The organism is Streptomyces sp. NPDC007808 (assembly GCF_042868655.1).
Classification (GTDB): Bacteria; Actinomycetota; Actinomycetes; order Streptomycetales; family Streptomycetaceae; genus Streptomyces.
On sequence record NZ_JBIAEQ010000011.1, the window covers coordinates 284,267 to 309,952 of the forward strand.

21 protein-coding genes and 1 pseudogene are annotated in these 25,686 nt (G+C 71.5%); 12 read left to right on the top strand and 10 right to left on the bottom strand.

Features of this window, described 5'->3' with window-relative positions; translation table 11 throughout:
* Positions 1-329: 329 nt before the first annotated feature.
* The 4 genes from ACFYNL_RS36205 (at position 330) to ACFYNL_RS36220 (ending at position 4,918) form a co-directional block, all read left to right on the top strand.
* Positions 330-1,022: a response regulator gene (locus tag ACFYNL_RS36205; RefSeq protein ID WP_388811714.1), complete on the top strand. Its 693-nt coding sequence runs from the start codon at positions 330-332 to the stop codon at positions 1,020-1,022.
* A gap of 127 nt (positions 1,023-1,149) precedes the next feature.
* Positions 1,150-2,178 carry a type I glyceraldehyde-3-phosphate dehydrogenase gene (gene gap, locus ACFYNL_RS36210; RefSeq protein ID WP_388811473.1) on the top strand — a complete coding sequence of 343 codons (1,029 nt, stop codon included), beginning with the start codon at positions 1,150-1,152 and terminating at the stop codon, positions 2,176-2,178.
* Positions 2,179-2,919: 741 nt separating this feature from the next.
* Complete coding sequence (locus ACFYNL_RS36215; protein WP_388811476.1) at positions 2,920-3,912, top strand: Acg family FMN-binding oxidoreductase; 993 nt, start codon at positions 2,920-2,922, stop codon at positions 3,910-3,912.
* 304 nt (positions 3,913-4,216) lie between these two features.
* Positions 4,217-4,918 carry a PE-PGRS family protein gene (locus tag ACFYNL_RS36220; RefSeq protein ID WP_388811479.1) on the top strand — a complete coding sequence of 234 codons (702 nt, stop codon included), beginning with the start codon at positions 4,217-4,219 and terminating at the stop codon, positions 4,916-4,918.
* A 33-nt stretch (positions 4,919-4,951) separates the two neighbouring features.
* On the opposite strand, the gene ACFYNL_RS36225 is transcribed toward ACFYNL_RS36220, so the two are convergent.
* The 4 genes from ACFYNL_RS36225 to epsC all read right to left on the bottom strand — a co-directional run bounded on the left by ACFYNL_RS36225 (position 4,952) and on the right by epsC (position 7,808).
* Positions 4,952-5,302, bottom strand: coding sequence for a cupin domain-containing protein (locus ACFYNL_RS36225; RefSeq protein ID WP_388811480.1), 351 nt, complete (start codon positions 5,300-5,302; stop codon positions 4,952-4,954).
* 11 nt (positions 5,303-5,313) lie between these two features.
* Positions 5,314-6,159, bottom strand: a complete 846-nt coding sequence (locus ACFYNL_RS36230) for a class I SAM-dependent methyltransferase (RefSeq protein ID WP_388811482.1) — start codon at positions 6,157-6,159, stop codon at positions 5,314-5,316.
* A gap of 138 nt (positions 6,160-6,297) precedes the next feature.
* The gene (cysK, locus tag ACFYNL_RS36235) at positions 6,298-7,224 is read right to left on the bottom strand and encodes a cysteine synthase A (RefSeq protein WP_388811484.1); all 927 of its coding nucleotides are present in this window, start codon (positions 7,222-7,224) and stop codon (positions 6,298-6,300) included.
* A complete protein-coding gene (gene epsC / locus ACFYNL_RS36240; protein WP_388811487.1) occupies positions 7,221-7,808 on the bottom strand; it encodes a serine O-acetyltransferase EpsC in 588 nt (195 codons plus the stop codon). Before epsC ends, cysK begins: the two co-directional genes overlap by 4 nt.
* A 660-nt stretch (positions 7,809-8,468) precedes the next feature.
* Between epsC and ACFYNL_RS36245 the strand changes: the two genes are divergently transcribed.
* Genes ACFYNL_RS36245 through ACFYNL_RS36255 form a run of 3 tightly spaced genes read left to right on the top strand, consistent with a single transcriptional unit; the run spans position 8,469 to position 11,306 of the window.
* Positions 8,469-8,771 (top strand): ferrous iron transport protein A, encoded by a 303-nt coding sequence (locus ACFYNL_RS36245; RefSeq protein WP_388811490.1) that lies wholly within the window; start codon positions 8,469-8,471, stop codon positions 8,769-8,771.
* Positions 8,768-10,717 carry a ferrous iron transporter B gene (locus ACFYNL_RS36250; protein WP_388811492.1) on the top strand — a complete coding sequence of 650 codons (1,950 nt, stop codon included), beginning with the start codon at positions 8,768-8,770 and terminating at the stop codon, positions 10,715-10,717. The genes ACFYNL_RS36245 and ACFYNL_RS36250 overlap by 4 nt, the downstream gene beginning before the upstream one ends.
* A 7-nt stretch (positions 10,718-10,724) precedes the next feature.
* A complete protein-coding gene (locus ACFYNL_RS36255; RefSeq protein WP_388811495.1) occupies positions 10,725-11,306 on the top strand; it encodes a NifU family protein in 582 nt (193 codons plus the stop codon).
* Positions 11,307-11,417: 111 nt separating this feature from the next.
* Here the strand turns inward: ACFYNL_RS36255 and ACFYNL_RS36260 are convergent.
* The 6 genes and pseudogenes from ACFYNL_RS36260 to ACFYNL_RS36285 all read right to left on the bottom strand — a co-directional run.
* Positions 11,418-11,678, bottom strand: a pseudogene (locus tag ACFYNL_RS36260) (DUF6457 domain-containing protein); the annotation flags it as partial.
* A 59-nt stretch (positions 11,679-11,737) separates the two neighbouring features.
* On the bottom strand, positions 11,738-12,373 hold the full coding sequence (locus ACFYNL_RS36265; protein WP_388811497.1) for a vitamin K epoxide reductase family protein: 636 nt from the start codon (positions 12,371-12,373) through the stop codon (positions 11,738-11,740).
* Positions 12,370-13,146, bottom strand: coding sequence for a respiratory nitrate reductase subunit gamma (narI, locus tag ACFYNL_RS36270; protein ID WP_388811500.1), 777 nt, complete (start codon positions 13,144-13,146; stop codon positions 12,370-12,372). The genes ACFYNL_RS36265 and narI overlap by 4 nt, the downstream gene beginning before the upstream one ends.
* Positions 13,143-13,934, bottom strand: a complete 792-nt coding sequence (gene narJ / locus ACFYNL_RS36275; protein WP_388811503.1) for a nitrate reductase molybdenum cofactor assembly chaperone — start codon at positions 13,932-13,934, stop codon at positions 13,143-13,145. The genes narI and narJ overlap by 4 nt, the downstream gene beginning before the upstream one ends.
* Entirely contained in the window at positions 13,931-15,475 is a 1,545-nt protein-coding gene (gene narH / locus ACFYNL_RS36280; RefSeq protein WP_388811506.1) for a nitrate reductase subunit beta, read from the bottom strand. Before narH ends, narJ begins: the two co-directional genes overlap by 4 nt.
* 1 nt (position 15,476) lies before the next feature.
* Positions 15,477-19,175: a nitrate reductase subunit alpha gene (locus tag ACFYNL_RS36285; RefSeq protein ID WP_388811509.1), complete on the bottom strand. Its 3,699-nt coding sequence runs from the start codon at positions 19,173-19,175 to the stop codon at positions 15,477-15,479.
* Between the two features lie 398 nt (positions 19,176-19,573).
* Between ACFYNL_RS36285 and ACFYNL_RS36290 the strand changes: the two genes are divergently transcribed.
* The 5 genes from ACFYNL_RS36290 to ACFYNL_RS36310 all read left to right on the top strand — a co-directional run bounded on the left by ACFYNL_RS36290 (position 19,574) and on the right by ACFYNL_RS36310 (position 25,670).
* Positions 19,574-20,425, top strand: a complete 852-nt coding sequence (locus ACFYNL_RS36290; protein WP_388811511.1) for a DUF2249 domain-containing protein — start codon at positions 19,574-19,576, stop codon at positions 20,423-20,425.
* Positions 20,426-20,524: 99 nt separating this feature from the next.
* A complete protein-coding gene (locus ACFYNL_RS36295; protein WP_388811514.1) occupies positions 20,525-21,028 on the top strand; it encodes a hypothetical protein in 504 nt (167 codons plus the stop codon).
* 310 nt (positions 21,029-21,338) lie between these two features.
* Positions 21,339-22,613 carry a TIGR04053 family radical SAM/SPASM domain-containing protein gene (locus ACFYNL_RS36300; protein WP_388811515.1) on the top strand — a complete coding sequence of 425 codons (1,275 nt, stop codon included), beginning with the start codon at positions 21,339-21,341 and terminating at the stop codon, positions 22,611-22,613.
* Positions 22,594-25,224, top strand: coding sequence for a multicopper oxidase domain-containing protein (locus tag ACFYNL_RS36305; protein WP_388811517.1), 2,631 nt, complete (start codon positions 22,594-22,596; stop codon positions 25,222-25,224). Before ACFYNL_RS36300 ends, ACFYNL_RS36305 begins: the two co-directional genes overlap by 20 nt.
* Positions 25,224-25,670 (top strand): hypothetical protein, encoded by a 447-nt coding sequence (locus ACFYNL_RS36310; RefSeq protein ID WP_388811520.1) that lies wholly within the window; start codon positions 25,224-25,226, stop codon positions 25,668-25,670. The genes ACFYNL_RS36305 and ACFYNL_RS36310 overlap by 1 nt, the downstream gene beginning before the upstream one ends.
* Positions 25,671-25,686: the final 16 nt, after the last annotated feature.

Genomic DNA, 25,686 nt, shown 5'->3' on the forward strand with positions numbered 1-25,686 from the left:
CCAGCCGCGCGGTGCTGTGATGCGCGGGACGGCCACGGCGCGGCAGTTCACCCGGCCCGCATTCGTGTGCTGGGCGTACGCCGCAGGAGGCGTGACCGAGACCGACCGTCCCGGTGACCAAGATCTGGAGGTCATTCTCGCTCCACGGCTTGAGGGCGTCGGCCAGATCCGGGTACCCCATGGGCAGACGGCGTGCCAGTGCCGGTAGGGCCGACCGGCCCTGGCCCTTCGGCCCGAGATCGCGCAAGATCTGCGATAGACAAGGACCGGTCGCACCCATGGGTGAAGTCCGGTGCGGGATCCAGACGGCGCAGAACAAGGAGTATCCGATGGCGGACGGCGAGCAGCCCGGCCCCGACAACCCGATCCGGGTCTTCCTGCTGGACGACCACGAGGTGGTACGGCGCGGGGTGCACGACCTGCTCAACGACGAGCCGGACATCACCGTGGTCGGTGAGGCCGCCAATGCCGAGCAGGCCCTGACCCGCGTGCCCGCCCTGCGCCCCCAGGTCGCGGTGCTGGATGTGCGCCTGCCCGACGGCGACGGGGTGAGCGTGTGCCGGGAGCTGCGCTCGCGCATGCCGGAGCTGGCCTGTCTGATGCTGACCTCGTTCGACGACGAGGAGGCCCTGCTGGACTCGATCATGGCGGGTGCGTCCGGGTACGTGCTGAAGCAGATCCAGGGCTCGGACCTGGTGTCGGCGGTGCGCACGGTGGCCAGGGGCCAGTCCCTGCTCGACCCGAGCGCCACCGCCAAGCTGATGGCGCGGTTGCGTCAGGGCCAGGAGCCGGAGCCCGAGCCCGACGCCCTGCCGGGCCTGACCGACCGTGAGCGGGAGATCCTGGCTCTGATCGGTGAGGGACTGACCAACCGGCAGATCGGGCAGCGGCTGTACCTCGCGGAGAAGACGGTGAAGAACCACATTTCCCGGCTGCTGGCCAAGCTAGGTGTGGAGCGGCGCATCCAGGCCGCCGTCATCGCCACCCAGGCCCAGGACCGGCTGCAGCAAGAAGGCCGCTGACACCCCCGGGCGAGCTGTGGGGCCGAACGTCCCGCGGCTCGCCCCCGTACGGCCCATGCCCGATCGCATCCCCGGCCAGCAGGCTGGCAGCGCATACAGACGCGGATCGACCGGGAGGACGACGGACATGAGCGTGCGCGTGGGAATCAACGGCTTCGGCCGCATCGGACGCAACTACCTGCGCTTGGTGCTGCAGCGCGCGGAGACCGAGGCCGGTACGGCCGTCGAGGTCGTGGCGGTCAACGACCTCACCTCGCCGGCCGCGCTGGCGCACCTGCTGGCCTACGACTCGACGTACGGCCGCATCGGCCGCACCGTCGAGCACGACGACACCTCGATCACCGTCGACGGGCACCGCATCGCCGTGACCGCCGAACGCGACCCGGCCGCCCTGGACTGGGCCGGCCTCGGCGTCGACATCGTCATCGAGTCCACCGGCCGCTTCCGCACCCGCGAGGACGCCGGGCTGCACCTGAAGGGCGGCGCCCGCAAGGTGCTGCTGTCCGTGCCGGGCAAGGGCGTCGACGCCACCGTCGTCATGGGCATCAACGAGGACACCTACGACCCGCAGCGGGACCACGTCGTGTCCAACGCGTCCTGCACCACCAACTGCGTGGCGCCCATGGTGAAGGTCCTCGACGACCGCTTCGGCCTCGTCAAGGGGCTGATGACCACCATCCACGGCTACACCAACGACCAGGTCGTCCTCGACGGCCCGCACAAGGACCTGCGGCGCGGCCGCAGCGCCGCCGTCAACATCATCCCCACCAGCACCGGAGCCGCCCGCGCCGTCGGCCTGGTGCTGCCGGAGCTGGCCGGCACCCTGGACGGCATCGCCGTACGCGTCCCCGTCGAGGACGGCTCCCTCACCGACCTGAGCGTGGTCCTCGACCGGCCGGTGACCGCCGACGAGGTCAACACCGCCTTCCGGGAAGCTGCCGACGGGCCGCTCAAGGGAATCCTGCGCGTGTCCGACGCCCCGATCGTTTCCCGCGATGTCGTCGGCGACCCGGCCTCCTGCGTCCTGGACGCCCCGCTGACCCAGGCACACGGCGAGCTGGTGAAGGTGTTCGGCTGGTACGACAACGAATGGGGCTACACCAACCGGCTGCTCGACCTCACCGAGTACGTCGCCGGCACGCTCCCTCGCAACTGACCGAACGGGCCGTGCAATGAGACCAGCTCGGCCCGTCGGCCCCGGCCTTCGGCCCGTCGGCCCCGGCCTCCGGCCCGTCAGTGTGCTCTCACCTGCCGGGCCGGTATGTCCGTGCCCGCTGGACTCGGGATTCCATGGTCGGCCCCGATCCACATCCACGGAACAAGGAGCCATGCACATCAACCGCACCAGCTGGTACCTCTGTTGGGGCGACCGCAGTGGCAAGTGCTCAACGCGGCGGGCTGCGCCGGTGCCCGTAACGGGGACATTTCCCCAAAGGGCCCGGAGCCGGCCCGAATCTCGTCGATCCGCAGGCGACGATCCCTCTGGGGCCGGGCGGCCGCTTCACGGGCTGCCGCCCGGCGCGGGCGCCGTTCCGCCGGGGACGGGGGAGCCCTTCGCGGTGGCAGATCTCGACGCCCGCGCCTGATCCAATGATCATTGCGGGGCCATGGGTGCGTTGAGGGGCAGGCGGCCCCGGATCGGGGCCGATGAGGGTCTTGCTTGCCGGGGCCCGCCGTCCGTCGTGCTGCTGGGCGTGTCGATTCGGCACACACGCCTGCGGTGGCGTCCACGATTCCGTGAGACACCCGGTGCCCCTCGGGCGGACACTGGAAATGGCTCGTCGGGCGCGGACCGGTCGCCGTCGGGCCGCGGCGCCGGCACGTCCCAGCACGCGGCTCATCGGGGTACACGCCGATGCAGACCCGCGGAGTGCCCGCGGCATGTGAGGAGGATTCCATGGCTTCGCCGCAGCTGGATGAGAAGACCGTGACCGGGCTGGTGGCCGACGCCGCTGCGGCGCCGTCCATGCACAACGCCCAGCCATGGCGCTTCCACTACCTGACCGGGGAGCGTCTCCTGACGCTGCGCGCCGATCCGCAGCGGGCGATGCCCCGGTCCGATCCCGACAACCGCGCCCTGCACATCGGCTGCGGGGCGGCACTGTTCAACCTGCGTGTCGCCGCCGCGCACGCGAACCTCCTCCCGGAGGCCCGGCTGCTGCCCGAGCCGCAGGACCCACTGCTGCTCGCTGCCGTCCACCTGGCCGACGAGTCCAGGGGCCGGTCGGACGAGGACCTGGCGCGGCTGCACCCGGCGATTCGCGAGCGGCACACCAGCCGCCATCCCTTCGCCGAGAAAGACGTTCCCGAGGATGTGCGGACCACTCTGCAGGGCGCTGCCGAGCGGGAGGGGGCCGCGCTGCTCTTCCCAGGACTCTGGCATGCCGAGACCGTGCTCGACCTGATCCGCGACGCCGAGAGCCGGGACACTCTGGACCCGGACGCGAGCGAGGACCTGGTCCGCTGGACCCGGCTCGGGCCAGAGGCGGACACGGCCGTCGACGGAGTACCCGAGTACGCGTTCGGGCCGCGCAAGCGGGACGGCAAGGCGCCCGTGCGGGACTTCGCCGCGCGCCGGCGTGTCGCGGACCGCGGAACCACCACGTTCGAGCACGCCCCGCACCTGGCCCTGCTGAGCACTCCTGGCGACGGACCGGCCGACTGGTTGCGCGCAGGTCAGGCGCTGGAGCGCGTCCTGCTGGAAGCGACCCTGGCCGATCTGGCCACCTCCCTGACGTCTCACGCGTTGGAGGACCGCGCGCTGCGACTGCTGGCCCGCGACCCCGCATCGGGGACGGGCCAGGTGCAGATGGTGCTGCGCCTCGGATACGGCCCGAGGGGCCCGGCCACGCCCCGCCGCCCGGTACCGGACATTCTGGAGATCGTGTAGCCAGACGGCACTGCCCTGTTCGGCGGTGTTCTTACGCGTGCCGGTGGCCTCGGCGGGAGCTGAAGTCGGCCCAGTCCCGGTCCCACTGCGCCAGGCGACGCACATCCAGCCGTACCCGAACGGCCCACCAGATGCCTGCCACCAGCACGCCCACACCTGCCCCGGCGGTCGCGCCGAGGGCGGCTCCCTGTGAGCGGGCCTGTGCCGGAGACCAACGGGGTCGTCCTGTGGAGGGCCGATCGGCCCCGTTGCGAAAGCCGGCCGCGCCCACGCCGGCGAAGTGCCGTCGGGCACAATGCCGTTCATGACAGACGAAGCGGCTGATGGCGCCAATGCTCCTCAACTGGGTGCAGCCGTCGCGCTGTTGGCCGACTTCTTGGGCGCCGAGCCGTTGACCGTTGCCATCGCCGCACTGGAGCGGGATCTGGCAGGCAGGCCCGCAGGCGAGATCGGAGACGTGGCCGCCGCCCGGGGCATCAGTCCGGAACTGATGGTGGCAGCTTTGACGGTTCGTGAGAGCCTCGGCCGGCTGAACGACCTCATTCACGCGGCCGGGATCGTGCTGGCGCTGCCGTATCTCCTGGAGGACGGGGAGGAGATCGCCGTACGTCCTTCGCTGGCCGCCGGCAACGACCCGCACCGGCCGTTCGACCTGGAGACGGACCGGCGCGTGGCGGAGTTCAAACTCGCGCGATGGCGCGGCGCGGACGCCATGCGCAAGCGGCAGACGTTCAAGGACCTGGTCATGCTTGCCGCCGACCGCACGGGCCGTCGCGCCGAGCTGTTCGTCGTCGGGCCCGAGCCCGGCCGTTTCCTGCGCACCTCCAGGGCGACGGCGGCCTGGGCGCTGGACCGGACCCCGCACGCGCGCCGGGTGTTCGAGGAGTCCTTCGGCTCCCTCGACGTCTCCGTCGCGCAGTTCACCGAGCGCCACGCCGGCCATGTCCGGGTCACCGACCTGTGTGACGTGCTGCCGCCCACGGTGGCCACGGCGCTGGTGCGCTGAGCAGGGCAGGGCCGGTCCACGGCCGGGCGCAGGTCATGCTGCGGAAGGGACCCCGGATCCGGACGGCTCCGGGGCGGGCAGCATGGTCAGCAGCATGACGCTGGGCTCGATGGCATGCACGGTGTGCGGCAGCCGTGCGGGCAGGTGGATCCAGCTGCCCGGCGTCGCCTCGGTCTTCTCGTCGCCGAGGACGAGGTCGAGGCGGCCGGAGACGACCTGGATGACCACGGGCAGGGCCGAGGTGTGCTCGGTCAGCTCCTGGCCGGCGGCGAAGGCGAAGCCGACCACGCGCAGCCGGTCGTCGCGGTACAGGACCCGGCTGAGGGTGCCGTCCTCGGGCACGGTCAGCTCAGCGGTCAGGTCGGTGATCACGGTGGCGGTCATGGGATGCCTCCTCAGGCATGGGACGGGGTGGGGACGGCGAGCAGACTGATCGCGCCGAGGTGAGCGTTGTGGCGTCGGAAGACGCGGCGCATGTGCAGAACACGCCGTAGGGCGACCGGATCCCGCAGGGCCCGGCCGGCGATGCGCAGGGCGGGGATCAGCCCTTCGTCGTCGATCAGCCGGCGCGGTTCGAGCAGCGCCATCGGTGCTGTCCTCTGGGCGGTGACGGTGAAGCCCTCGGCGGCGAGGAGCTCGCTCCAGCCGCCGGGGGTCAGGGGGCGGGCGCCGACGTGGATGGCGTCCTGGAGGTCCGCAGTGATCCGCTCGACGAGCGCGGGGTCGAGGCCGTCGGGCAGCAGGCACAGTTCGTGGATGGCGTAGCGGCCGGTGGAGTCGTTGAGGAGGCGGCGTGCTTCCCGTATGACGCGTCGCTTCGCGGGGTCGGGCTGCATGGTCAGCATCGCCTCCCCATAAACGACGGTGGCGTCGCCGTCCGGCAGCCTGGTGTCCGCGGCGTCCGACCGAACGGCCCGCACTTTGGTCGGGCCGGGCGAGGCGAGGCTGCTCAGCGTGGCCACAGCGGCGGGATCGCGGTCGACGGCGGTGTAAGCGGCCGGGCGGCGGGTGAGAGTCAGCCGTGCCGTGGCTCCCAGGCCGGCGGCCAGCTCCACCACCCGGTCCTGCGGATCCACTCCCAGGGCGTCCAGCATCCACCGGGTCAGTTCCACACCGCCGGGGCGCAGCACGCGCTTGCCCAAGCGGGCCAGCAGCCAGTGGCCGGGCATGCGGGCGGCGTCCAGTCCGTCGCCGGGAACGGGTACGTGCTTGCGCAGGGCCCGGGGGTCCGTCGATGCCATGGTCGTGCCTCGCTCTCTGCTTGCGCTGTTGCTACTTAGGTGAACCTAACTTGGGAGGTCGGTTGAGTGCGGGGGCCGAACGTCCCGAAATGCAGGGCCCAGTGGCCCAGTCATGGCGGGAGGACTCCGCGGCGCCTCCTACTCGTCGTGGAACAGGTCCGTGCTGAGGTAGCGCTCTCCGGTGTCGGGCAGGATCACGACGATCAGGGCGCCCTTGTGCTGTGGGTGGCGGGCCAGGGTGGCGGCTGCGTGGAGGGCGGCTCCGCCGGAGACGCCGGTGAGGATGCCCTCGGTGCGGGCCAGCCGGCGGGCCTCGGCGCGAGCCTCGGGCGCGGAGACGCGCCGCACGCTGTCGTAGACATCGGTGTCGAGGACGTCGGGGACGAAACCGGCGCCGAGGCCCTGGATACGGTGCGGGCCGGGGGAGCCGCCGGACAGGACGGCCGACTCCGCCGGTTCCACGGCCACCACGGTGACCTCCGGCTTCTTCTCCTTCAGCACCTGGCCGACGCCGGTGACCGTGCCGCCGGTGCCGACACCGGCCACCAGGATGTCGACCTGGCCTGCCGTGTCCTGCCAGATCTCCTGGGCGGTGGTGCGGCGGTGGGCATCGGGATTGGCCGGGTTGCGGAATTGCTGCGGCATGAACCAGCCGTGCTGCTCGGCCAGTTCGGTCGCGCGGGCGACGGCGCCGGTCATGCCCTCGGCGGCCGGGGTGAGGACGAGGTCCGCGCCGTAGGCACGCAGCAGGGCGCGCCGCTCGGTGCTCATGCTCTCGGGCATGGTGAACGTGACCGGGTAGCCCTTGGCGGCGGCCACCATGGCCAGGCCGATGCCGGTGTTGCCACTGGTCGGTTCGACGATGCGTGTGCCGGGCCGGAGCGCGCCGGTCGCCGCCGCGTCCTCGATCATCGCAAGGGCTATGCGGTCCTTGACGCTGCCGCCGGGATTGGCGGACTCCAGCTTGACGAGCAGGCGCACGGGCAGGTCGGCGCCGTAGCGGCGCAGCGCCACCATGGGGGTGCGGCCTATCAGTGACGTGATCGAGGGATATATCGCCGTCATGGTCGTCCTTCTTCTTCGTGTGCGGGGGTGAAGACCCCGGAGCGGGGTGCCGGCGCTGCGTCGTGCGGGCGGGTGGTGGCGGCCGACTGTGCGGTGCGGACGCGGGAGTGGGCGGGGACGTCGCCGAGGACGAGGGCGTGCGCGCCGACGATCGTGTCGTGGCCGACGTGGACCGGGCCGAGCACGGTGGCGCCCACGCCGAGGACGACCCGGTCACCGATCGTGGGGTGCCGCTTGACGGTGTTCGTGTTGCTCCACCAGCCGGTGCCGCCCAGCGTGACGCGGTGGTACAGCATCACGTCATCGCCCAGGACGGCGGTCTCGCCGATGACCACGCCCATGCCGTGGTCGATGAAACAGCGGCGGCCGATGACCGCACCAGGGTGGATCTCAATGCCGGTGACGGCGCGGGAGAGCTGGGAGAGCAGCCGGGGCAGGAGCGGCACGCCGAGCCGGTACAGCCTGTGCGTGATCCGGTGGGCCCAGATTGCCCACAGGCCGGGATACAGCAGGACCTCGACCACATGGATGCCATGCAGGGCGGGGTCCTTGCGGCAGGCCGTCCGGAGATCTTCGAAGATCATGCGCGTCTTTCTCTGGGGCTGGTCGCGGCGTGTGGCCGGCTGTGTTCGGCCGAAGGGCACGCCGTGCTCGACGGCAGAGGGGAGCCGGGCGCGCCCTGCGGCCGCCTCCGAAGCCTCCGGGCTGTTGCCGTCCTCGATGAACGTGAACGCTACGGGCCGCTCCTGACGCAGCGCCCGGTCCGAAGCGCCCGGCATGGGTGGGCCGAACGGTCCGGATCGTCGCTCCAGACACGGGACCAACAGCCCTCCGCGCAGGGACTGTTCGGCCCGCGCGCCGTCTGGCGTGGTCCGGTCAATCTTCATGCCAGAACCGAACGGCAGGACGCCACGGAACGCCGCAGCGGACTGCGGGCTACGCGTTCTCCTACACATAGAGGCCGCAGTTGGCCGCGGTGTCCTGCCGGCTCGGTCGCTGTCCGGCCGCCTGCCACCCGTCCACCAAGGCGGCCGGACAGCCCCTTTGGCATGCCCGGCGACGTCAACGGTGTGCTCAAGCAAGGGCCCGATGGTCCCGCCCCTATGGGGCCGGAGGACCCATATCAATAGGGCTGCAAGCCCCACCTGCCCATCACAGGGGCGAAGTTAGCCTCGCCTTACCGAACGTTCTTGAAGTCCCTCGCGGGGCGGTACTGCCCCGGGCACGATGTGATGGAGACGCAGATGACTGCCTCTGGTGGGGTGTACGAGGAAGCAAGCAGCCGGGGGACCGTCGTCAGGGAAGCCGCGCCGACCTCCCTCGCGGACCTCGTACCCGGTGCTCGTGCCGTGGTGACGCGCGTCGCCGGCGGCGTGCCCGCCGTGGTCCGCCGGTTGCACGACCTCGGATTCACGCCCGGCGCGGTGGTGGAGGCCGTACGCCGGGCGCCGCTGCGCGACCCGGTCCTCTACCGGGTCAAGGACTACGAGGTGTGCCTGCGACGGGCCCAGGCGGCGTGCGTGCACATCGTCGAGGTGGAGCGGTGAACTCTCGCTGCCACGACGCCTCGGACGGCGACGCGACCCTGACCGGGGTGCCGAGGATCGCTCTGGTCGGCGCTCCCAACTCGGGCAAGACCAGCGTCTTCAACGGCCTCACGGGCCTGCGCGCCAAGACCGGCAACTACCCCGGGGTGACCGTGTCCCGCTTCGTCGGGACCGCCCGGACGGGCCACCACCGGCACACGATCGAGGATCTGCCCGGCACGTACAGCCTGGAGCCGATCAGCCCCGACGAGCAGATCACCGTCGACGTGCTCGACGGCCGGCTGGAGGGTGCGGACCGGCCGGACGCACTGCTGGTCGTGGTGGACGCCACCACGCTACGGCGCTCCCTGGGGTTCCTCGCCCAGGTCCTGGCCCGCGGGCTGCCGGCCTGCGTGGTGGTGACGTTCACCGACGAACTGGCCCGCCGCCAAGGCCGCTTGGACGTCGACGCCTTCGCGCAGGCGCTCGGCGTTCCGGTGCTGCCCGTGGTCGGCCACCGCGGGCTGGGCATCGCTCAGCTGCGCGAGCAGCTCACCACCTGGCGCACCTGGCAGGCACCGGCCGTTGCGCCGCCCACCGACTCCGGCGAGCAGGATGCCTGGGCGGAATCAGTCCTGGCCTTCGCCGACTACCGGCCTCCCGAGCGCCACCGAGTCACCCGGCGCGTGGACGCGGTGCTCTTGCATCCGCTGTGGGGGACGGTCGTGTTCTTCGCGGTCATGGCGCTGTTCTTCCAGACCGTCTTCACACTGGCCGCCCCGATGCAGGGCTGGGTGGAGACTCTGTTCGCCTGGCTGTCGGACCAGGTGCACACCCACGTCGGCAACCCGTGGCTGTCCGGACTGCTGGGAGACGCCCTCATCGGCGGGGTCGGCGGCGTGCTCGTGTTCGTTCCGCAGATCGTGCTGCTGTTCCTGCTCCTGGCCCTGCTGGAGGGGGTGGGCTATCTGGCGCGGGCGGCGTTCCTGATGGACCGCGTGATGGCCCGTTTCGGTCTGGAGGGCCGGGCCTTCGTGGCGCTGCTGTCGTCGTTCGCCTGCGCCATCCCCGGCATCATGGCCACCCGTACGCTGCCCTCCGCCAGGGACCGCCTGGCCACGATGATGGCCGCGCCCCTGATGACCTGCTCGGCGCGGCTGCCGGTGTACGTGCTGCTCATCGGCCTGCTGGTCGACCCGGCCGCGACACTCGGACCGTTCGGCGCGCAGGGGCTGGTCATGTTCGGCCTGTACCTGCTGGGCGCGGTCTCGGCGATGCTGGCGGCCTGGGTGTTCAAGAAGCTCGGCGACCGCCACGGACAACCCGTGCCGTTCTTCATGGAGCTGCCGCCCTACCGACTGCCCGCCCCGCGCGCGGTGCTGGCGGCGATGTGGTCCTCCGCGCACGCCTTCCTGCGCAAGTGCTCGACCGTCATCGTCGCCACCAGCGTCGCTCTGTGGCTGCTGCTGAACCTGCCCCTGCACGCGGACGCGCAGCTGCGCGCGGCGGGCGTCGACACCACCGACTCCGTCGCCGTGTCCGCCTACACCGTGGACCACAGCTACGCCGCCGGCCTGGGCCGCCTGGTCGCCCCGGTCTTCGACCCGCTGGGCTTCGACTGGCGCATCAACGTCGGTGTGCTGTCGGCCCAGGGCGCCCGGGAGACCTTCGTCGCCACCCTCGGACAGGTCGCCGCGGCCGAGGACCCCGAAGCGCCGGACCAGGCGCTGCAGGCCATGACCTACCCCGATGGACCCCGTGCCGGGGAGCCGGTGTTCACCGCTCCCACCATTGCCGGGCTGTTGGTCTACTTCGTGTACGCGCTGCAGTGCATGGCCACCGTGGCCGTCCTGCGCCGGGAGACCGGCACCTGGCGATGGCCGCTGATCGCCTTCACCTATCTGACCGTCCTGGCCTGGCTGATGGCCTACCTGGCCCGGACCGTCACCGCCCTGCTGGGCGGGTGAACCGGACGTGGTCCCCGTACACCCCCAGGAGGTGCCCGGCCGGTGCGATCTGCTGCGCTGGATCATCCCCGCCGGAATCCTCACCGGCGCCGGCCCGCTTGCCGCTGTCCCCGCACCGCTCGCCGCCCTGCTGATCGACGGCACCCTCGCGCAGATCACCCTGGAAGGCCAAGCCGTCGTCACCTGTCTCGGTTCCGGTCGCACCTGGCCCGAAGAAGGCGCCCGGGTCCGCACCGCACTCCACGCCGCCCTCGACGATCCCGCCGGATGGATCACGGGCACCGGGACCGCCTCCCACGATGACGACGCAGAGCTGTTCGGCGTGGCACAAGAGGTTCTCGCCGGGGAGGTGGGTGAGTTCGTCCGGTCCCACGGTGGCAGCATCGACCTCGTCGAGGTTCGCGACGGTGTCGTCACCGTCCGTCTGGGCGGGGCCTGCCACGGCTGCCCCGCGTCCTGGTTCACGCTGTACCAGCGCCTGGAGCGCCGACTGAGGCGAGGCCATCCCGGGCTGCGGGAAGTCCGCAACGCCGCCTCACCGGTGAGCCCGTTCGGTCGGCCATACGACTCCGGTGGGGCGTCCGCCTGACCGCGCCGGCGTCGCCGCATGCTCCTGTGCCCCTGACCTCGCGAATCATCTCTGCAGGGGCAGGGGCAGGGGCAGGGGCAGGGGCACAAGAAACCGTGGCGTGGCCGGCGGCTATGCAGCTCCGGGACTGTTGTCGGCCTCACCGGCCCAGCGTGCGGCGAGTTCTCCGGCGCGCCGGGCTGCGTCGGCCACCGCTTGGGGCCCGCCGCCTGCCTGCCCCGCGGCATACCCGACCAGGAAGGTCGTCAGCGGGGCGGCGGGCCGGGCGACTCCGTGAGCGGCGTCGCCCGCAAGGGCGAGAAGCAGGGCCCGGTCGACTTCGAGGTCGATGCCCAGGTCGGCCTTCACCGCGGCCGTCCATTCCTTCAGCACATCGTCCATGATCATCTTTCTTGGGTCCGTGAGCGGGTGGTGGGGAGTGCTGCGATCGGTTACGGGAGGCTGCTCCAGTAGGGCCAGAAGCGGGTGAGGACGAGCAGCACGATGATCCCGTACCAGGCGCCGAGGAGCATCCAGTGTGTGTCTCGGACGACCTCCAGCACACCCTGGGGCACCGGGATGATCCCCCGTTCCAGGCAGTGCAGGGTGACGTACCAGAACAGGGCGATAGTGGCGACCCAGACGACGGCGCAGTAGGGGCAGAGCTTGTTGAGCTCGTACAGCGACTGCACGATCAGCCAGTGAACGAAAGCCACCGCCGTCAGCGCCCCGGCGTCCAGCGCCAGCCACAGCCGACGGTGCAGGCGCGCACCCGAGAGCACGGCGACGCCCAAGGCGACCACGGCGGCGAAGGCACCCAGTCCGAGCAGCATGTTGGGGAAGCCGAACAGGCTGCCCTGCGGGCTGGACATGACGCTGCCGCAACTCACAACGGGGCTGATGTTGCACGGCGGTTGGTAGGCGGGATCGCGCAGGAGCCGCCAGTCGTCCACGGTGAGCTGGAAGGAGGCAAGCCAGCCGACGGTGCCGGTGAGGACCATCGCCCACCCCGTGCGGCGGCTCGCGGCGACTGTGTGCAGGCGCCGGACGGTCGTCGCGTCCGGCGCCAGCGCGGGGCCGTGGCTCATGCGGCTCGACCGGAGCCGGAGGCAGACGGGGGTCGGCCCGCGGTCGTCGCGGGCGCGGCGGAGCGTCGCCGGTAGACCAGATACGGGCGGGCCAGGTATCCGATCGGGGCGCTCCACACGTGGACCAGCCGGGTGAACGGCCAGGCAGCGAAGAGCAGGAACGCGGTCAGCGCGTGCAACTGGAACAGCAACGGGGCCCCTGCGATCGCCTCCGGGTGCGGCTGGAGCACGAACAGGCCACGGAACCAGACGGAGACGGTGGAGCGGTAGTCGTAGCCGGCGCCGAACACGTTGTGGGCGGCGGTGGCGGTGATGCCGAGCAGGACGGTGGCGGACAGCAGTGGGAAGAGGAGCTTGTCACTGCGATCGGTGCCGAGCCGGATCTGGCGGGTCAGCAGGCGGCGGGCGCAGAGCATGCCCAGCCCGGCGACCATGGCGACACCCGCGACCGAGCCCGCCCACACGGCCGTGGTGTGGTACGCGTGCTCGGTGATGCCGACGGCCTCGGTCCATGAGTCGGGAATCGCGAGCCCCACGACATGCCCGGCGATCACCATGAAGGCGCCCAGGTGGAACAGCGGGCTGCCCCAGCGCAGCCACCGGTGTTCGAGGAGTTGGCTGGTGCGGGAGGTCCAGCCGAACTGGTCCTGTCGGTAGCGCCAGACGTGCCCGACCACGAACACGGCGAGGCAGATGTAGGGAAAGGCGACCCACAACAGGAGGTCGGCGCCGCTCGTGGACGCGGCGGCCAGAGGGGTGGGTACGGCGTTCATCGGGGGCCTTCCGTACGGTTGGTCGGAGCGGGTGGCACACAGGTCGGCGGGGCGGGCACGGGCGGCACGAAGGTGCCCGGCGGGGCGAACTCGCCCTCCCCGTACGTCCCGTAGGGGTCGAGGCCGACCTCCTCGTTCGGCGGGCCCTCGGCGACGAGCTGGGCCACGGCCGCGCGGTCGGCCTCGGTGGGCGGGGGAAGCAGGGTGAGCAGCGCGGCCAGGACGTGCCGGTAGGGGGAGTCGGCGTCGGTCAGCGCCCGGTGGATCAACTCCAGCCCGCGCCGGTGCTGGCGCAGCGGTGCCTCGCCGCCACCCGGGCCTACAAGGGCTGCGAACTCCAGCACGACCGGCAGATGGTCGGGCAGTTCGCCCCCGTCGGTGTCCCAGCCCATGGCCTTGTACCGCTGGTTCAGGGTGAGCAGGGCCATGCCCCGGCGGCGGGTGTCGCCGTGCAGGTAGTAGGTGAGGTAGAGGCTGCTCTTGCGGCGCAGGTCGAACATCTCGACGTAGTGGCGCTCCAGCGTCTCGGGATCCTGCGCGGCGAACCAGTCGGTGAACCGGGCCAGGTCCGCCGCCGCGGGCGTGGCCGGAAGAGCCTCCACTACGGTGGTCAACTCCGTGCGCGCTGCGGTCAGTTCGGAGTCGGGGTACTGCAGGAGCAGCGACACGAGCCGCAGTATCAGGGCTCGGCCCGCCGTCTCCTCAGGGGTGAGCCGAGCCGGGCGGCGTACGGCCGCGCGGACGCGGGTGCGGACGAGGGCGGGAATGGTGGAGGGCAGCGGGCTCACGGACGTCCTCCGGCGGGGGCTTCTGGTGTACGGCGGCGCAGGGTGGGGATGCCGAGCATCACGCGGCGGCCGTCGGCGGGCTGCGGGTCGCCGGAGGACTCGACCGGGCAGCGGTTCTCCATGGCGGTCAGCGCGGCGGCGTCCTCCTTGTGCGCGGCCGGAACGACGTAGCGATCGGCGTACTTGGCGACGGCGAGCAGCCGGTGCAGGTCCTCCGCCTCGCGTGTGGTCAGGCCGACTGCCTTGAGCACGGCCTCGTCGCCTTCCTCACCGAGGGTGCGCTCGCGCATGTACGAGCGCAGCGCGGTGAGTTTCATCAGCACCCCGGCGACGACGTCGGCGTCTCCGGCGGTGAACAGTTCCGCCAGGTACTCCAGCGGGATGCGCAGCCGGGTGACGGCGGCGAAGACGTGGTCGGGGTCGTCCTGGTTGCCGCCCGCCGCGTCGACGGCGTCGAGGACGGGGGAGAGCGGGGGCACGTACCAGACCATCGGCATGGTCCGGTACTCCGGGTGCAGCGGCAGCGCCACCTTGTAGCGCATGACCAGGTCGTACACGGGGGAGCGGCGGGCCGCCTCCAGCCAGTCCTCCGGGATCCCCGACTCGCGTGCTGCCGCGCGCACCTCCGGGTCGTGCGGGTCAAGGAACACCCCGCGCTGGGCGTCGAGGAGGTCCTTCTCGTCCGGGGTGGCCGCGGCCTCGCCGACCTTGTCCGCGTCGTAGAGCAGCAGGCCCAGGTAGCGCAGGCGTCCCACGCAGGTCTCGGAGCAGACGGTGGGCTGGCCGGCCTCGATGCGCGGGAAGCAGAACGTGCACTTCTCCGCCTTGCCGGTGGCGTGGTTGACGTAGACCTTCTTGTACGGGCACGCCGTCACGCACATCCGCCAGCCCCGGCAGCGGTCCTGGTCGACCAGGACGATGCCGTCCTCGACCCGCTTGTACATCGCGCCCGACGGGCAGGCCGACACACAGGCCGGGTTGAGGCAGTGCTCGCACAGGCGGGGGAGGTGGAAGAGGAAGGTCTGCTCGAACTCGAACTTGACCTTCTGAGCCCACTCACCGCTGAGGTTCGGGTCGCCGCCGGCGTTCTCGGGCGCACCGCCCAGGCCGTCCTCCCAGTTGGCGCCCCAGGTGATGGCGGTGGGCTTGCCGGTGAGAACCGAGCGCGGGCGGGCGACGGGGATGTCCTTCTGGGCAGGGGCGCTGACCAGGTTGTCGTAGTCGTAGGTGACCGGCTCGTAGTAGTCCTCGATGCCCGGCAGGTCGGGGTTGGAGAACAGGGACAGCAGCCGCTTGATCCGGCCTCCGGAGCGCAGGACGAGACGTCCGCGCTTGTCGAGCATCCAGCCGCCCTTCCACTGTTCCTGGTCCTCGTAGCGGCGGGGGTAGCCGACGCCGGGCTTGGTCTCGACGTTGTTGAACCAGGCGTACTCGACGCCGGTGCGGTTGGTCCACGTCTGCTTGCAGGTGACCGAGCAGGTGTGGCAGCCGATGCACTTGTCGAGGTTCATCACCATCGCGATCTGGGCCATGACGCGCATGTCAGTACTCCACTTGCTGGCTGCGGCGGCGGATGACGGTGACCTCGTCGCGCTGGTTGCCGGTCGGGCCGTAGTAGTTGAAGGCGTACGTGAACTGGGCGTAGCCGCCCGCGAGATGGGTCGGCTTGAGCAGCAACCGGGTGAGCGAGTTGTGGATGCCGCCCCGCTTGCCGCTGACCTCGGTCTTCGGCACGTTCACGTTGCGGTCCTGGGCGTGGTACATGTACACGGTGCCCTCGGGCATCCGGTGGGTGACCACGGCGCGGGCGGCGACGACACCGTTGCGGTTGTACGCCTCGATCCACTCGTTGTCCTTCACGCCGATCTTCTCGGCGTCCTCCAGGGACATCCAGATAGTGGGTCCGCCGCGGGACAGGTCGAGCATGTACTTGTTGTCCTGGTAGTTCGAGTGGATGGACCACTTCGAGTGCGGGGTCAGATAGCGGACGGTGACCTCCGCCCGGCCGTCCTCCCGCAGTTGCTCGTCGCCGTAGTGCTTGGGCGTGTTCAACGGCGGCCGGTAGACCGGCAGTTGCTCGCCCAGCTCGGTGATCCAGTCGTGCTGGACGAAGAAGTGCTGGCGGCCGGTGAGCGTGTGCCAGGGCTTCTTGTGCTCGGTGTTGATCACGAACGGTGAGTAGCGACGCCCGCCGGTCTCCGAGCCCGACCACTCGTACGACGTCATCACCGAGCGGGGCTGGGTGCGGGTGTCGGCGAAGGTGATCCGCTCCGCCTCGCGCTCGGAGGCCAGTTCCACCAGGCCCTCGCTGCCTGTCTGCCGCTCCAGTGCGCGGAATCCCTCGGTGGCCAGACGGCCGTTGGTGGTGCCGGACAGGGCGAGGATCGCGTCGCACATGTGGCTCGCGGTGGCGAGTGAGGGCCGTCCGGCGGCGACTCCGTCCCTGACGGTGCCGTTGCGGTGCCGGAGGTCGTCGATCTCCTGGTCGGGGTGAACGGTGATGCCCTTGGTGGTGGTGCCCAGGGTGTCCAGCAGCGGACCGACGGCGCGCATCTTCTGCGCGATCGCGGCGTAGTCCCGTTCGATGACGGCCAGCTTGGGCATGGTCTGCCCGGGGACCGGCTCGCACTCGCCGGTCTTCCAGTCCCGTACGACCCCGCCGGGCTGGGCGAGTTCGTCGGGGGTGTCGTGCAGCAGCGGCACGGCGAGGACGTCGGTGCGGGTGCCCAGGTGCTCGGCGGCCAGCTCGCTGAAGCGGTCGGCGATGGTCAGGAAGGTGTCGTAGTCGGTGCGGGCCTGCCAGGGTGGGGCGATGGCCGGGGTGAAGGCGTGCACGAAGGGGTGCATGTCGGTCGAGGACAGGTCGTCCTTCTCGTACCAGGTCGCCGCCGGCAGCACGACGTCGGCGAGTAGGCCGGTGGAGGTCATCCGGAAGTCCATGCAGACCAGGAGGTCGAGCTTGCCCTCGGGCGCTTCCTCCCGCCACACCACGTCCTTCGGCCGGTGCTCGGGCGGGGTCTCCTCGGAGCGGACGGCCGCGTCCGTGCCCAGCAGGTGGCGCAGGAAGTACTCGTTGCCCTTGCCGGAGGAGCCCAGCAGGTTGGCTCGCCACACGGTCAGCACGCGCGGGAAGTTGGCCGGGTCGTCGGGGTCCTCGGCGGCGAACCGCAGCCGCCCCGACTTCAGCTCGTCGACGATGTGCTCGGCGACCGGACGTCCCGCTGCCGCCGCCTCGTCCGTGATGTCGAGCGGGTTACGGTTGAAGCCGGGGTGACCCGGCGTCCAGCCCAGCCGCACGGCTTGGGCGAGGCAGTCCGCGAACCCCTTGCCCTGGAACCGCCCTTCCCCGAGCGGGGAGGCCAGCTCCTCGGGCCCGAACGCCTCGTAGCGCCACTGGTCGGAGTTCAGGTACCAGTACGAGGTGCCCGCCATGTGCCGGGTGGGACGCTGCCAGTCGAAGGCGAACGACAGGTGCTGCTGCCCGGTGACCGGGCGGACCTTCTCCTGGCCGACGTAGTGCGCCCAGCCGCCGCCGTTGACACCTTGGCAGCCGGTCATCGTCGTCAGTGCCAGGAAGGCGCGGTAGATGGTGTCGGAGTGGAACCAGTGGTTGGTGCCGGCGCCCAGGGCGATCATCGAACGGCCCTGGGTGCGCTCGGCGTTGCGGGCGAACTCCCGGGCGATCCGGGCCGCCTGCTCGGCCGGCACGGAGGTGATCGTCTCCTGCCAGGCCGGCGTGTACGGCTGTGAGGCGTCGTCGTACGACGACGGCCAGCTGCCCGGAAGGCCGGGCCGGGCCACCCCGTACTGGGCGAGCATCAGGTCGAAGACGGTGGTGACGAGCCGCCCGCCGATCCGGCGCACGGGCACCCCGCGCACCAGAACCGAGCCGCCCTCCGTGGCGCCCTCGTCGAACCGTGGCAGGGCCACGGCCACGGTCTCCTCCGCGCACTCGAGCAGGCTCAGCTCGGGCACGGTGTCGCCCAGGTCGAGGTTCCAGCGGCCCGGCTCGGCTTCCCCCCAGCGGAAGCCGAGCGAGCCGTTCGGCACGACCGGTTCGCCGGTGGCCGAGTCGAGGAGAACGGTCTTGGACTCGGCGTGTTCGGTGTCGCGGCCGAGGTCGGCGGCGGTGAGGAACCCGTCCGGTACGAGACCGCGGTCGTGTTCGCGCAGGGTCACCAGGAACGGGGCGTCGGTGAACGTGCGCAGGTAGTCCTGGAAGTAGGGCACTTCGCGGTCGACGAGGAACTCGCGCAGGATCACATGGCCCATGGCCATCGCCAGCGCCCCGTCCGTGCCCGGGTGCGGGGCGAGCCACTCGTCGGCGTGCTTGACGTTGTCCGCGTAGTCCGGGCTGACCGCGACGACCTTGGTGCCGTTGTAACGGGTCTCGGTGAGAAAGTGCGCGTCGGGGGTGCGGGTCACCGGGATGTTGGAACCCCACATGATCAGATAGCCCGCGTTCCACCAGTCCGCCGCCTCCGGCACATCCGTCTGGTCGCCGAAGACCTGCGGCGAGGCGATCGGCAGGTCCGCGTACCAGTCGTAGAACGACAGCAGCGTGCCGCCGATCAGCGAGTGGAACCGCGCACCGGCCGCGAACGACGCCATCGACATCGCCGGGATCGGCGAGAAGCCGGCGACACGGTCGGGGCCGTACGTCTTGACGGTGTGCACCTGGGCGGCGGCGATCAGCTCGCTGACCTCGTCCCAGTCGGCGCGCACCAGCCCGCCCTTGCCGCGGGCCCGCTTGTAGGCGCGCGCCTTGGCCGGGTCACCGGTGATCTCGGCCCAGGCCGCCACCGGGTCGCCGAGCCGCTTGCGGGCCTCGCGCCACAGCTTCAGCAACGCGCCACGCACATACGGGTAGCGCACCCGGCTGGGCGAGTACGTGTACCAGGAGAACGACGCCCCGCGCGGGCAGCCGCGCGGCTCGTACTCGGGACAGTCCGCGCCGATCGACGGGTAGTCGGTGGCCTGGTGCTCCCACGTGATGATGCCGTCCTTGACATACACCATCCACGAACACGAACCGGTGCAGTTCACGCCGTGCGTGGAGCGCACCACCTTGTCGTGCGACCACCGGTCCCGGTAGAAGCCCTCCCACCGCGGATCGCCCGCGCCGAACACGGCACGCCCGTCGGCCGACACCTCGCTGCGCGTGAGCAGCCTGCGGGCCGCCAGCGGCCAGCCTTCACCGGCACGCGACTGCTGACGCCGTGCGTTCTGATCGTTCTCCATGGCCAGGACGCTAAGCGGGGCATGGCATCCGACACCTGGGGCTGGCGGTCCCTGGCAGATGGCCTACCGGCCCCATGTTGCTGGTGGCAATAGGGACCAATGGTCCCGGTGCCGGGTCCGGTCGGCCGGGGAGTCGTGTGTGCCGGGCGTTGCATGCTGGCTGTGATCGAACCGCAGATGCCCATCTGCCTGTACGACCGCATCCCGTCTGTCAGGCGGCCCATCCCCCGTCCCGGCCGCCGCAGGCACAGCGCGTACGGCGTGTGTGGCCCGGTTCGGTCGTGCGTCCGGCCGCCCCGTGCGGCCGGACGCGGCATCCCCTCCGGAGTCGGTAGCCGGAAATGCCATCACCCGCCTGCATCGACCGGCTGAGCCGGCCCGACCCGCTGGAGAGAGTCATGAGCGTGCTCACCCTCGCCTCGCACCCCCGAGACGCCACGGCCCTGCAAAGTGCCGAGGCGCATCACGCACGACTGGCCGGGGAGCTCGCCGGACGGGTGAAGATGCTGCTCACCGCCGTGGACCGGGACCCGAGCGCAGCCGAGAAGATCCACACCGGTCTCGTGACCTTCTGCGACCGCTCGCTCCTGCCGCACGCCGCGGCCGAGGAAGCCGCGCTCTACCCCGCCGCCCACCGCATGCCCGAGGCCCGCCTGCTGATCGAGAGCCTGATCGGCGAACACCGCTGCCTCACCGCGCTCGTCGACGCCCTGCGCGCCGCACCGAGCCCGGCGGCTGCCGGGGCCGACGCGCGCGCCCTGCAGGTGCTCTTCGAGGAGCACCAGGCCAAGGAGAACGGCCTCGTGCTGCCGCTGCTCGCCGTGACACCCGAGATCTCCCTGGCGGAGCTGCTGGCGGACATGCACCACCGGCTCGCGAACGACTCGTCCACCAAGGGCTCCCCAGAAGATCGGCACAACGAGGAAGGGCACGACATGTACGAAGGGCAGGACATGTCCGAAGGGCAGATCGAGGAGACCGGAGGCTGCGGCGGCGTATGCGGCTGCGGCGGCGCCGAGGAGGTGGACGAACCCGAACTGGACGTCCGAGACGTCCCGCACGCCATCCGTCACGCGACGGTCTTCGGCGCCCTCGACGCCGTCCCGGCAGGCACCGCCATGGTGCTGATCGCCCACCACGACCCGCTGCCGCTGCTCGCGCAGATCGAGCAGCGCAACCCGGGCGTGTTCTCGGTGGAATACCTCGAACGCGGCCCCGAAGCCTGGCGATTGCGGCTCAGCCACCGCTGACCCGACGCCATCCACTCCCGCGGCGGTGCGTGCACCTCGTTTCAGCCGATGTCCACGCACTGCCGCACCAGCAGGCAAAGGAAAGAAGGACAACACGTCATGGACGGATCGCATCGCCGGGCCGGCACCCTGCTCAGGACGGTCGGTACAGCCCTGGTAATCGCCGGACCGGTCATGCTGTGGCGCGGCCGCAGCGGCAGGAAGGAGATCCGCACCGAACTGGCCGCCCAGAAGATCACCTTCCCCGATCACGGGCTGCCCGCCGAACTCTCCGCCTACACCGGCCGCCAAGTGGCAACCGGCCCCGAGGCGCACGCCTACGCCGAGTTCATCAGAGGCAACCTCGCCCATGCCACCGGCGGCCGCACCTACGCCGAGATCACCGCGGAGCTGCACGCCGCCGGAGGCGACGACGAGAAGCTCGCCAAGCTGCGCCAGACCGCGTTCATGGGCCAGTCCCTGCGCGCCTCCCTGATGTCCGCCTACCAGGCATGGCACCTCACGACCCTGGTCACGGGCCTGGGCGCCGCACTCACCGGCCTGGGAGCCGCGATGGTGGCCACCGCGGACGCCCTCACCCCCTGCTCCTCGAACCACTCCTGACCCCGTCTCCTTCTGACGACTGACCGTTCGGTCCTGCACACCTCTCGTGAAGAGGGACCGTCGGCCCAGTAGGCGAAGACCATCGGCCGCCGCGCCGACCACCGCCGCCGGTGGATGCTGACGGCGACCGAACCGGAGGTAATCCCGTGTACGACCACATCGACCACCCTCGTCGAGGCCGATGCCACCGCTGCCACGCACGGCGGGTGCCGCGCACGGTCCGGCCCGGTCACCGTCCGGCCGCCCGCCTCGTCTGCCCTGACTCCAGGGCGGCCGGACACAGCCACAGGGCGCTGGGCAGGGCCGTGCGATGACCGCCCCCGCCCATGCCATCCGCCGCCAGCGGCACGACGCGGGGGAGCGGCCGTTCATCGTCATCTGGGAGTCCACCCGGGCCTGCCCGCTGGCCTGCCTGCACTGCCGCGCCGAGGCCGTGCCCAACCGGGACCCGCGGGAGCTGGACACCGCCGCGGCCCAAGACCTGCTGCGCCAGGTGGCCGCCTTCGGGCAGCCCGCCCCGCTGTTCGTGATCACCGGCGGCGATCCGTTCCAGCGCCCCGACCTCACCGAGCTCATCGCCTACGGCCAGGAGGTCGGGGTCCGGGTCGCCGTCTCCCCCTCCGGCACACCGACGCTCACCGAGCAGCGGCTGCGGGAGCTGCACGCGGCCGGCGCGGTCGGCCTCTCGCTCAGCCTCGACGGATCCACCGCCGAACTCCACGACGGCTTCCGCGGGGTGCCCGGCGTGTTCCGCTGGACCCTGGACGCCTGGGACGCCGCCCGCGCCCTCGGCATGAAGGTGCAGATCAACACCACGATCGCCATGCACAACCTGCACGACCTCCCCGACATCGTCCGCCTCGTCGCGGAGCACGGCGCGATGCTGTGGAGCGCCTTCTTCCTGGTGCCGACCGGCCGCGGACGGTCACTGGGTGCTCTCACCCCGGGCGAGGCGGAAGACGTCCTCAACTTCGTCTACGACGTGGGCCTGACCGTGCCCGCCAAGACCACCGAGGCCCACCACTTCCGCCGCGTCGCCCTCCAACGCCAGATCCTCGCCACCACCGGCGACGACCACGTCAGGGCGCTCGGGCTCGGCCCGCTGTACCGAGAACTGCGTGAGCGCACCGCGGAGTTGGGCCTGTGCGCAGGAGCGCGCCGGGTGCGGCGACCGCCGCTGGACGTCAACGCCGGCCGCGGTTTCGTCTTCGTCTCCCACACCGGCACCGTGCACCCCAGCGGCTTCCTGCCGCTGGGCGCGGGCAGCGTGCGCAAGACGCCGCTGACGGAGATCTACCGCACCTCGGAACTGTTCACCGGCCTTCGGGACCCTGACCGGCTCGGCGGTCGGTGCGGCGCGTGCGAGTTCCGCCGGGTCTGCGGCGGCTCCCGGTCGCGCGCCTACGGCGTCACCGGCGACCCCTACGCCGAGGAGCCGTGGTGCGGCTACCGGCCCGGATCCTTCCCGTACCAGCGCGAACTGGCCGCCCTGCTGTCCGGCGTCGGCGACTCGGAAGTGCCTGCCCGTCCCCGTCCGACCGCCGCCGAGGGCGGCAAGGAGCACCGTGTACAGCAAGAGCGATGACCCGGCCGCGGGCGGTGGCCGCCCGCCCAGCAGGTTCAAGACGTCCGGCGTGCGTAGCCGGCACCTGGCCGCCCACGGCCTGGTCGCGGCCTGGGTGTTGCTCGCGCTGCTGGCGGCGAGCGCCCAGCAGGCACTGCCCGCGGCCCGCTGGCTGGCCGTCCACCTGTTCCTGCTGGGTGCCGCCACCACCGCCATCGTGGTGTGGAGCGAGCACTTCGCCGTCGCCATGCTCCACGTGAAGCTACCGGACCGGCAGTGGAGCAACACCCGGCTCGCTGGCGTCAACCTCGGCGCCGTGGGCGTCCTCACCGGCATGTGGACCGACACGCCAGTCCTGACCGGCGTCGGCAGCGTGCTCCTGATCACCGCGGTCACTGCGCACCTGGTGGTGCTGGTCCGTATGGGCAGGGGTGCGCTGGGCGGACGGCTCGCCCCGATCGCCGACTACTACCGGGCCGCCGCGGTGGCACTGATCATCGGCGGGGCACTCGGCTGGCTGCTGGCCACAGGTAAGGCCGGCCCGCAGTACTACAGCGGGCTGAAGCTGGCCCACGTCCACGCCACCCTCCTCGGCTGGATCGGACTGCCCGTGCTCGGCACGCTGTTCATGCTCTGGCCCACCGTGCTGGGGGTGCGGATGGCCGAGCGCACCACCCGGCTGGCGCGCTGGGTGCTGGTACTGACCGGGGGCGGCCTGCTGATCGCCGTCGCGGGCCTTGCGGCCGGATGGCGCCCCGCCGCCGTACTCGGTGTTGCCGGCTACACAGCAGGCGTCGCCGTCGCGATGCAGCTGTTCGCCCGTACGGTGCGCCGCCGGCCCCCGATCTCGGCGGCCGCCGCGTGGATGCTGGCCGCGGCTGCGGGCTGGCTGCTGGCCGGCGTGCTCGCGGACCTGGTGCTCCTGGCCGCCCGGCCGCTCGCCGAGGCACGGGACGCCTTCGGATCCCTGACCCCTGTGCTGCTCGTCGGCCTTGTCGCGCAGGTCCTCATCGGCGCGCTCACCTACCTGCTGCCCATCGTGCTGGCCGGCGGTCCCAAGGAACGGGCCGCGCTGCGGGCCGTACTCGAACGGGGCTGGGTGCCGCGGCTCGTCGTACTCAACGTCGGCGTAGTCCTGCTCGCGATCCCGCTGCCCGACCCCGCCGGTACGACGGGCATGCTGCTGGCCGGGGCGGGCGGGGCCGCGTTCCTCGCGCTGGCGGTGCGTGTGCTGGTCCGCAGCGGACGGGGACTCGTGCACGACGCGGACACGACGGGTGTGGCGCGGCGGCCCGCCCTGTGGGGCACCGTCGCAGGCGCCGTGGTCACGGTGCTGGCCGTGCTCATGGCCAACAGCGGCGGGGACACCGGCGGCGGGGCGAGCGCCGCCGGGACGACGGGCCCGGGCGCCGGGACCACGCGCACGGTCGCCGTCACCCTGGCCGACATGCGCATCCGCCCGGCCCGGATCGAGGTCGCCGCAGGCACCACGCTGCGGCTCAAGGTCACCAACACCGACACCCAGCGTCACGACCTCAAGGTCGAGGACGGTCCCGCCACCCCGATGCTCGCCAAGGGCGACACCCGCACCCTCGACCTCGGGCAGGTCACCGAGAGCCGCGAGGCGTGGTGCACCCTGCCGGGCCACAAGGCGGCCGGGATGACCATGGACATCGTCGTCACCGGCGACACCAGCACGTCCGGCGACACCACTCATGCGAGCGGGCACGACGGCCACTCCGCGACGACCACCGCGGGCGGCCTCGACCTCTCCGCCGACTTCTCCACCGGCTGGCAGCCACGCGAGGCCGACCTGGCACCCGCGCCCGGCGGGACGGTCCACAAGGTCGAACTGCACGCCGCGCACACCACGGTCGAAGTGGCCCCAGGAGTGAAGCAGCAGATGTGGACCTTCGGCGGCTCCGCCCCCGGCCCCACCCTCCACGGCAAGGTCGGCGACGTCTTCGAGATCACCCTCGTCAACGACGACGAAGGCATGGGCCACGGCATCGACTTCCACGCCGGTTCCCTCGCCCCCGACAAGCCCATGCGCACCATCCAGCCCGGCGAGCGCCTCGTCTACCGCTTCCGCGCCGAGAAGGCCGGAGCGTGGTTGTACCACTGCAGCACCGCACCGATGCTCCAGCACATCGGCAACGGCATGTACGGCGCCGTCGTCATCGACCCACCCGGCCTGAAGAAGGTCGACCACGAATACGTGCTGGTCTCCTCCGCGCTCTACCTCGGCACCCCGGGCAGCACCGCCCAGGTGGCGAAGATGACCAACGGCACCCCGGACGCCTGGGTGTTCAACGGCATCGCCTCCCAGTACGCCAAGCGGCCCCTGAAGATGAAGGCCGGCGAGCGGGCCCGCTTCTGGGTGGTGTCCGCCGGGCCGTCCGACGGCATCGCCTTCCACATCGTCGGCACCGTCTTCGACACCGTGTACAAGGAGGGCGCCTACCTCCTCAAGCCCGGCCGGCCCGGAGGCTCGCAGGTACTGGACCTGGCCACGGCACAGGGCGGCTTCGTGGAGACGACGTTCCCCGAGGCCGGCCACTACTCCTTCGTCGACCACGACATGCGCCACGCCGAGGCGGGAGCGCACGGCACGGTGGAGGTGAGCAAGTAGTGGACACCGTCGGCTGGTGGTCCCTGGTGCGTTTCGCGCACGTGGCCGGTGCGGCCCTGTGGGTCGGCGGCCAACTCGCCCTCTCCCTGGTCATCCTGCCGCTGGCCCGCCACCTGCTCGCCCCGGAGGCCAAGGACACCTTCACCGCAGCGGCCGGCCGCCGGTTCGGAATGCTGACCGGAGCGGTGTTCCTGCCCGTGCAGCTGGCGACCGGCTGGGCCATGGCCTGGCACCGGGGCGTCACCTGGGCCTCGCTCGCCGAACCCGGCTACGGGCGTACCCTCGCGGCCAAACTCGCCCTGTTCGTGGGGGTGATGCTTGCCGCGGCCGGACACGGCATCGCCCACGCCAAGGGCCGCGCCGACCTTGCCCGGATCCTGGCGGTCACCTCCCTCGTCGGCTCGCTCGGCGTCGTCCTGCTGGCCACCGCCCTGCCCGCCACCTGATCCCCGGCCAAAGAGA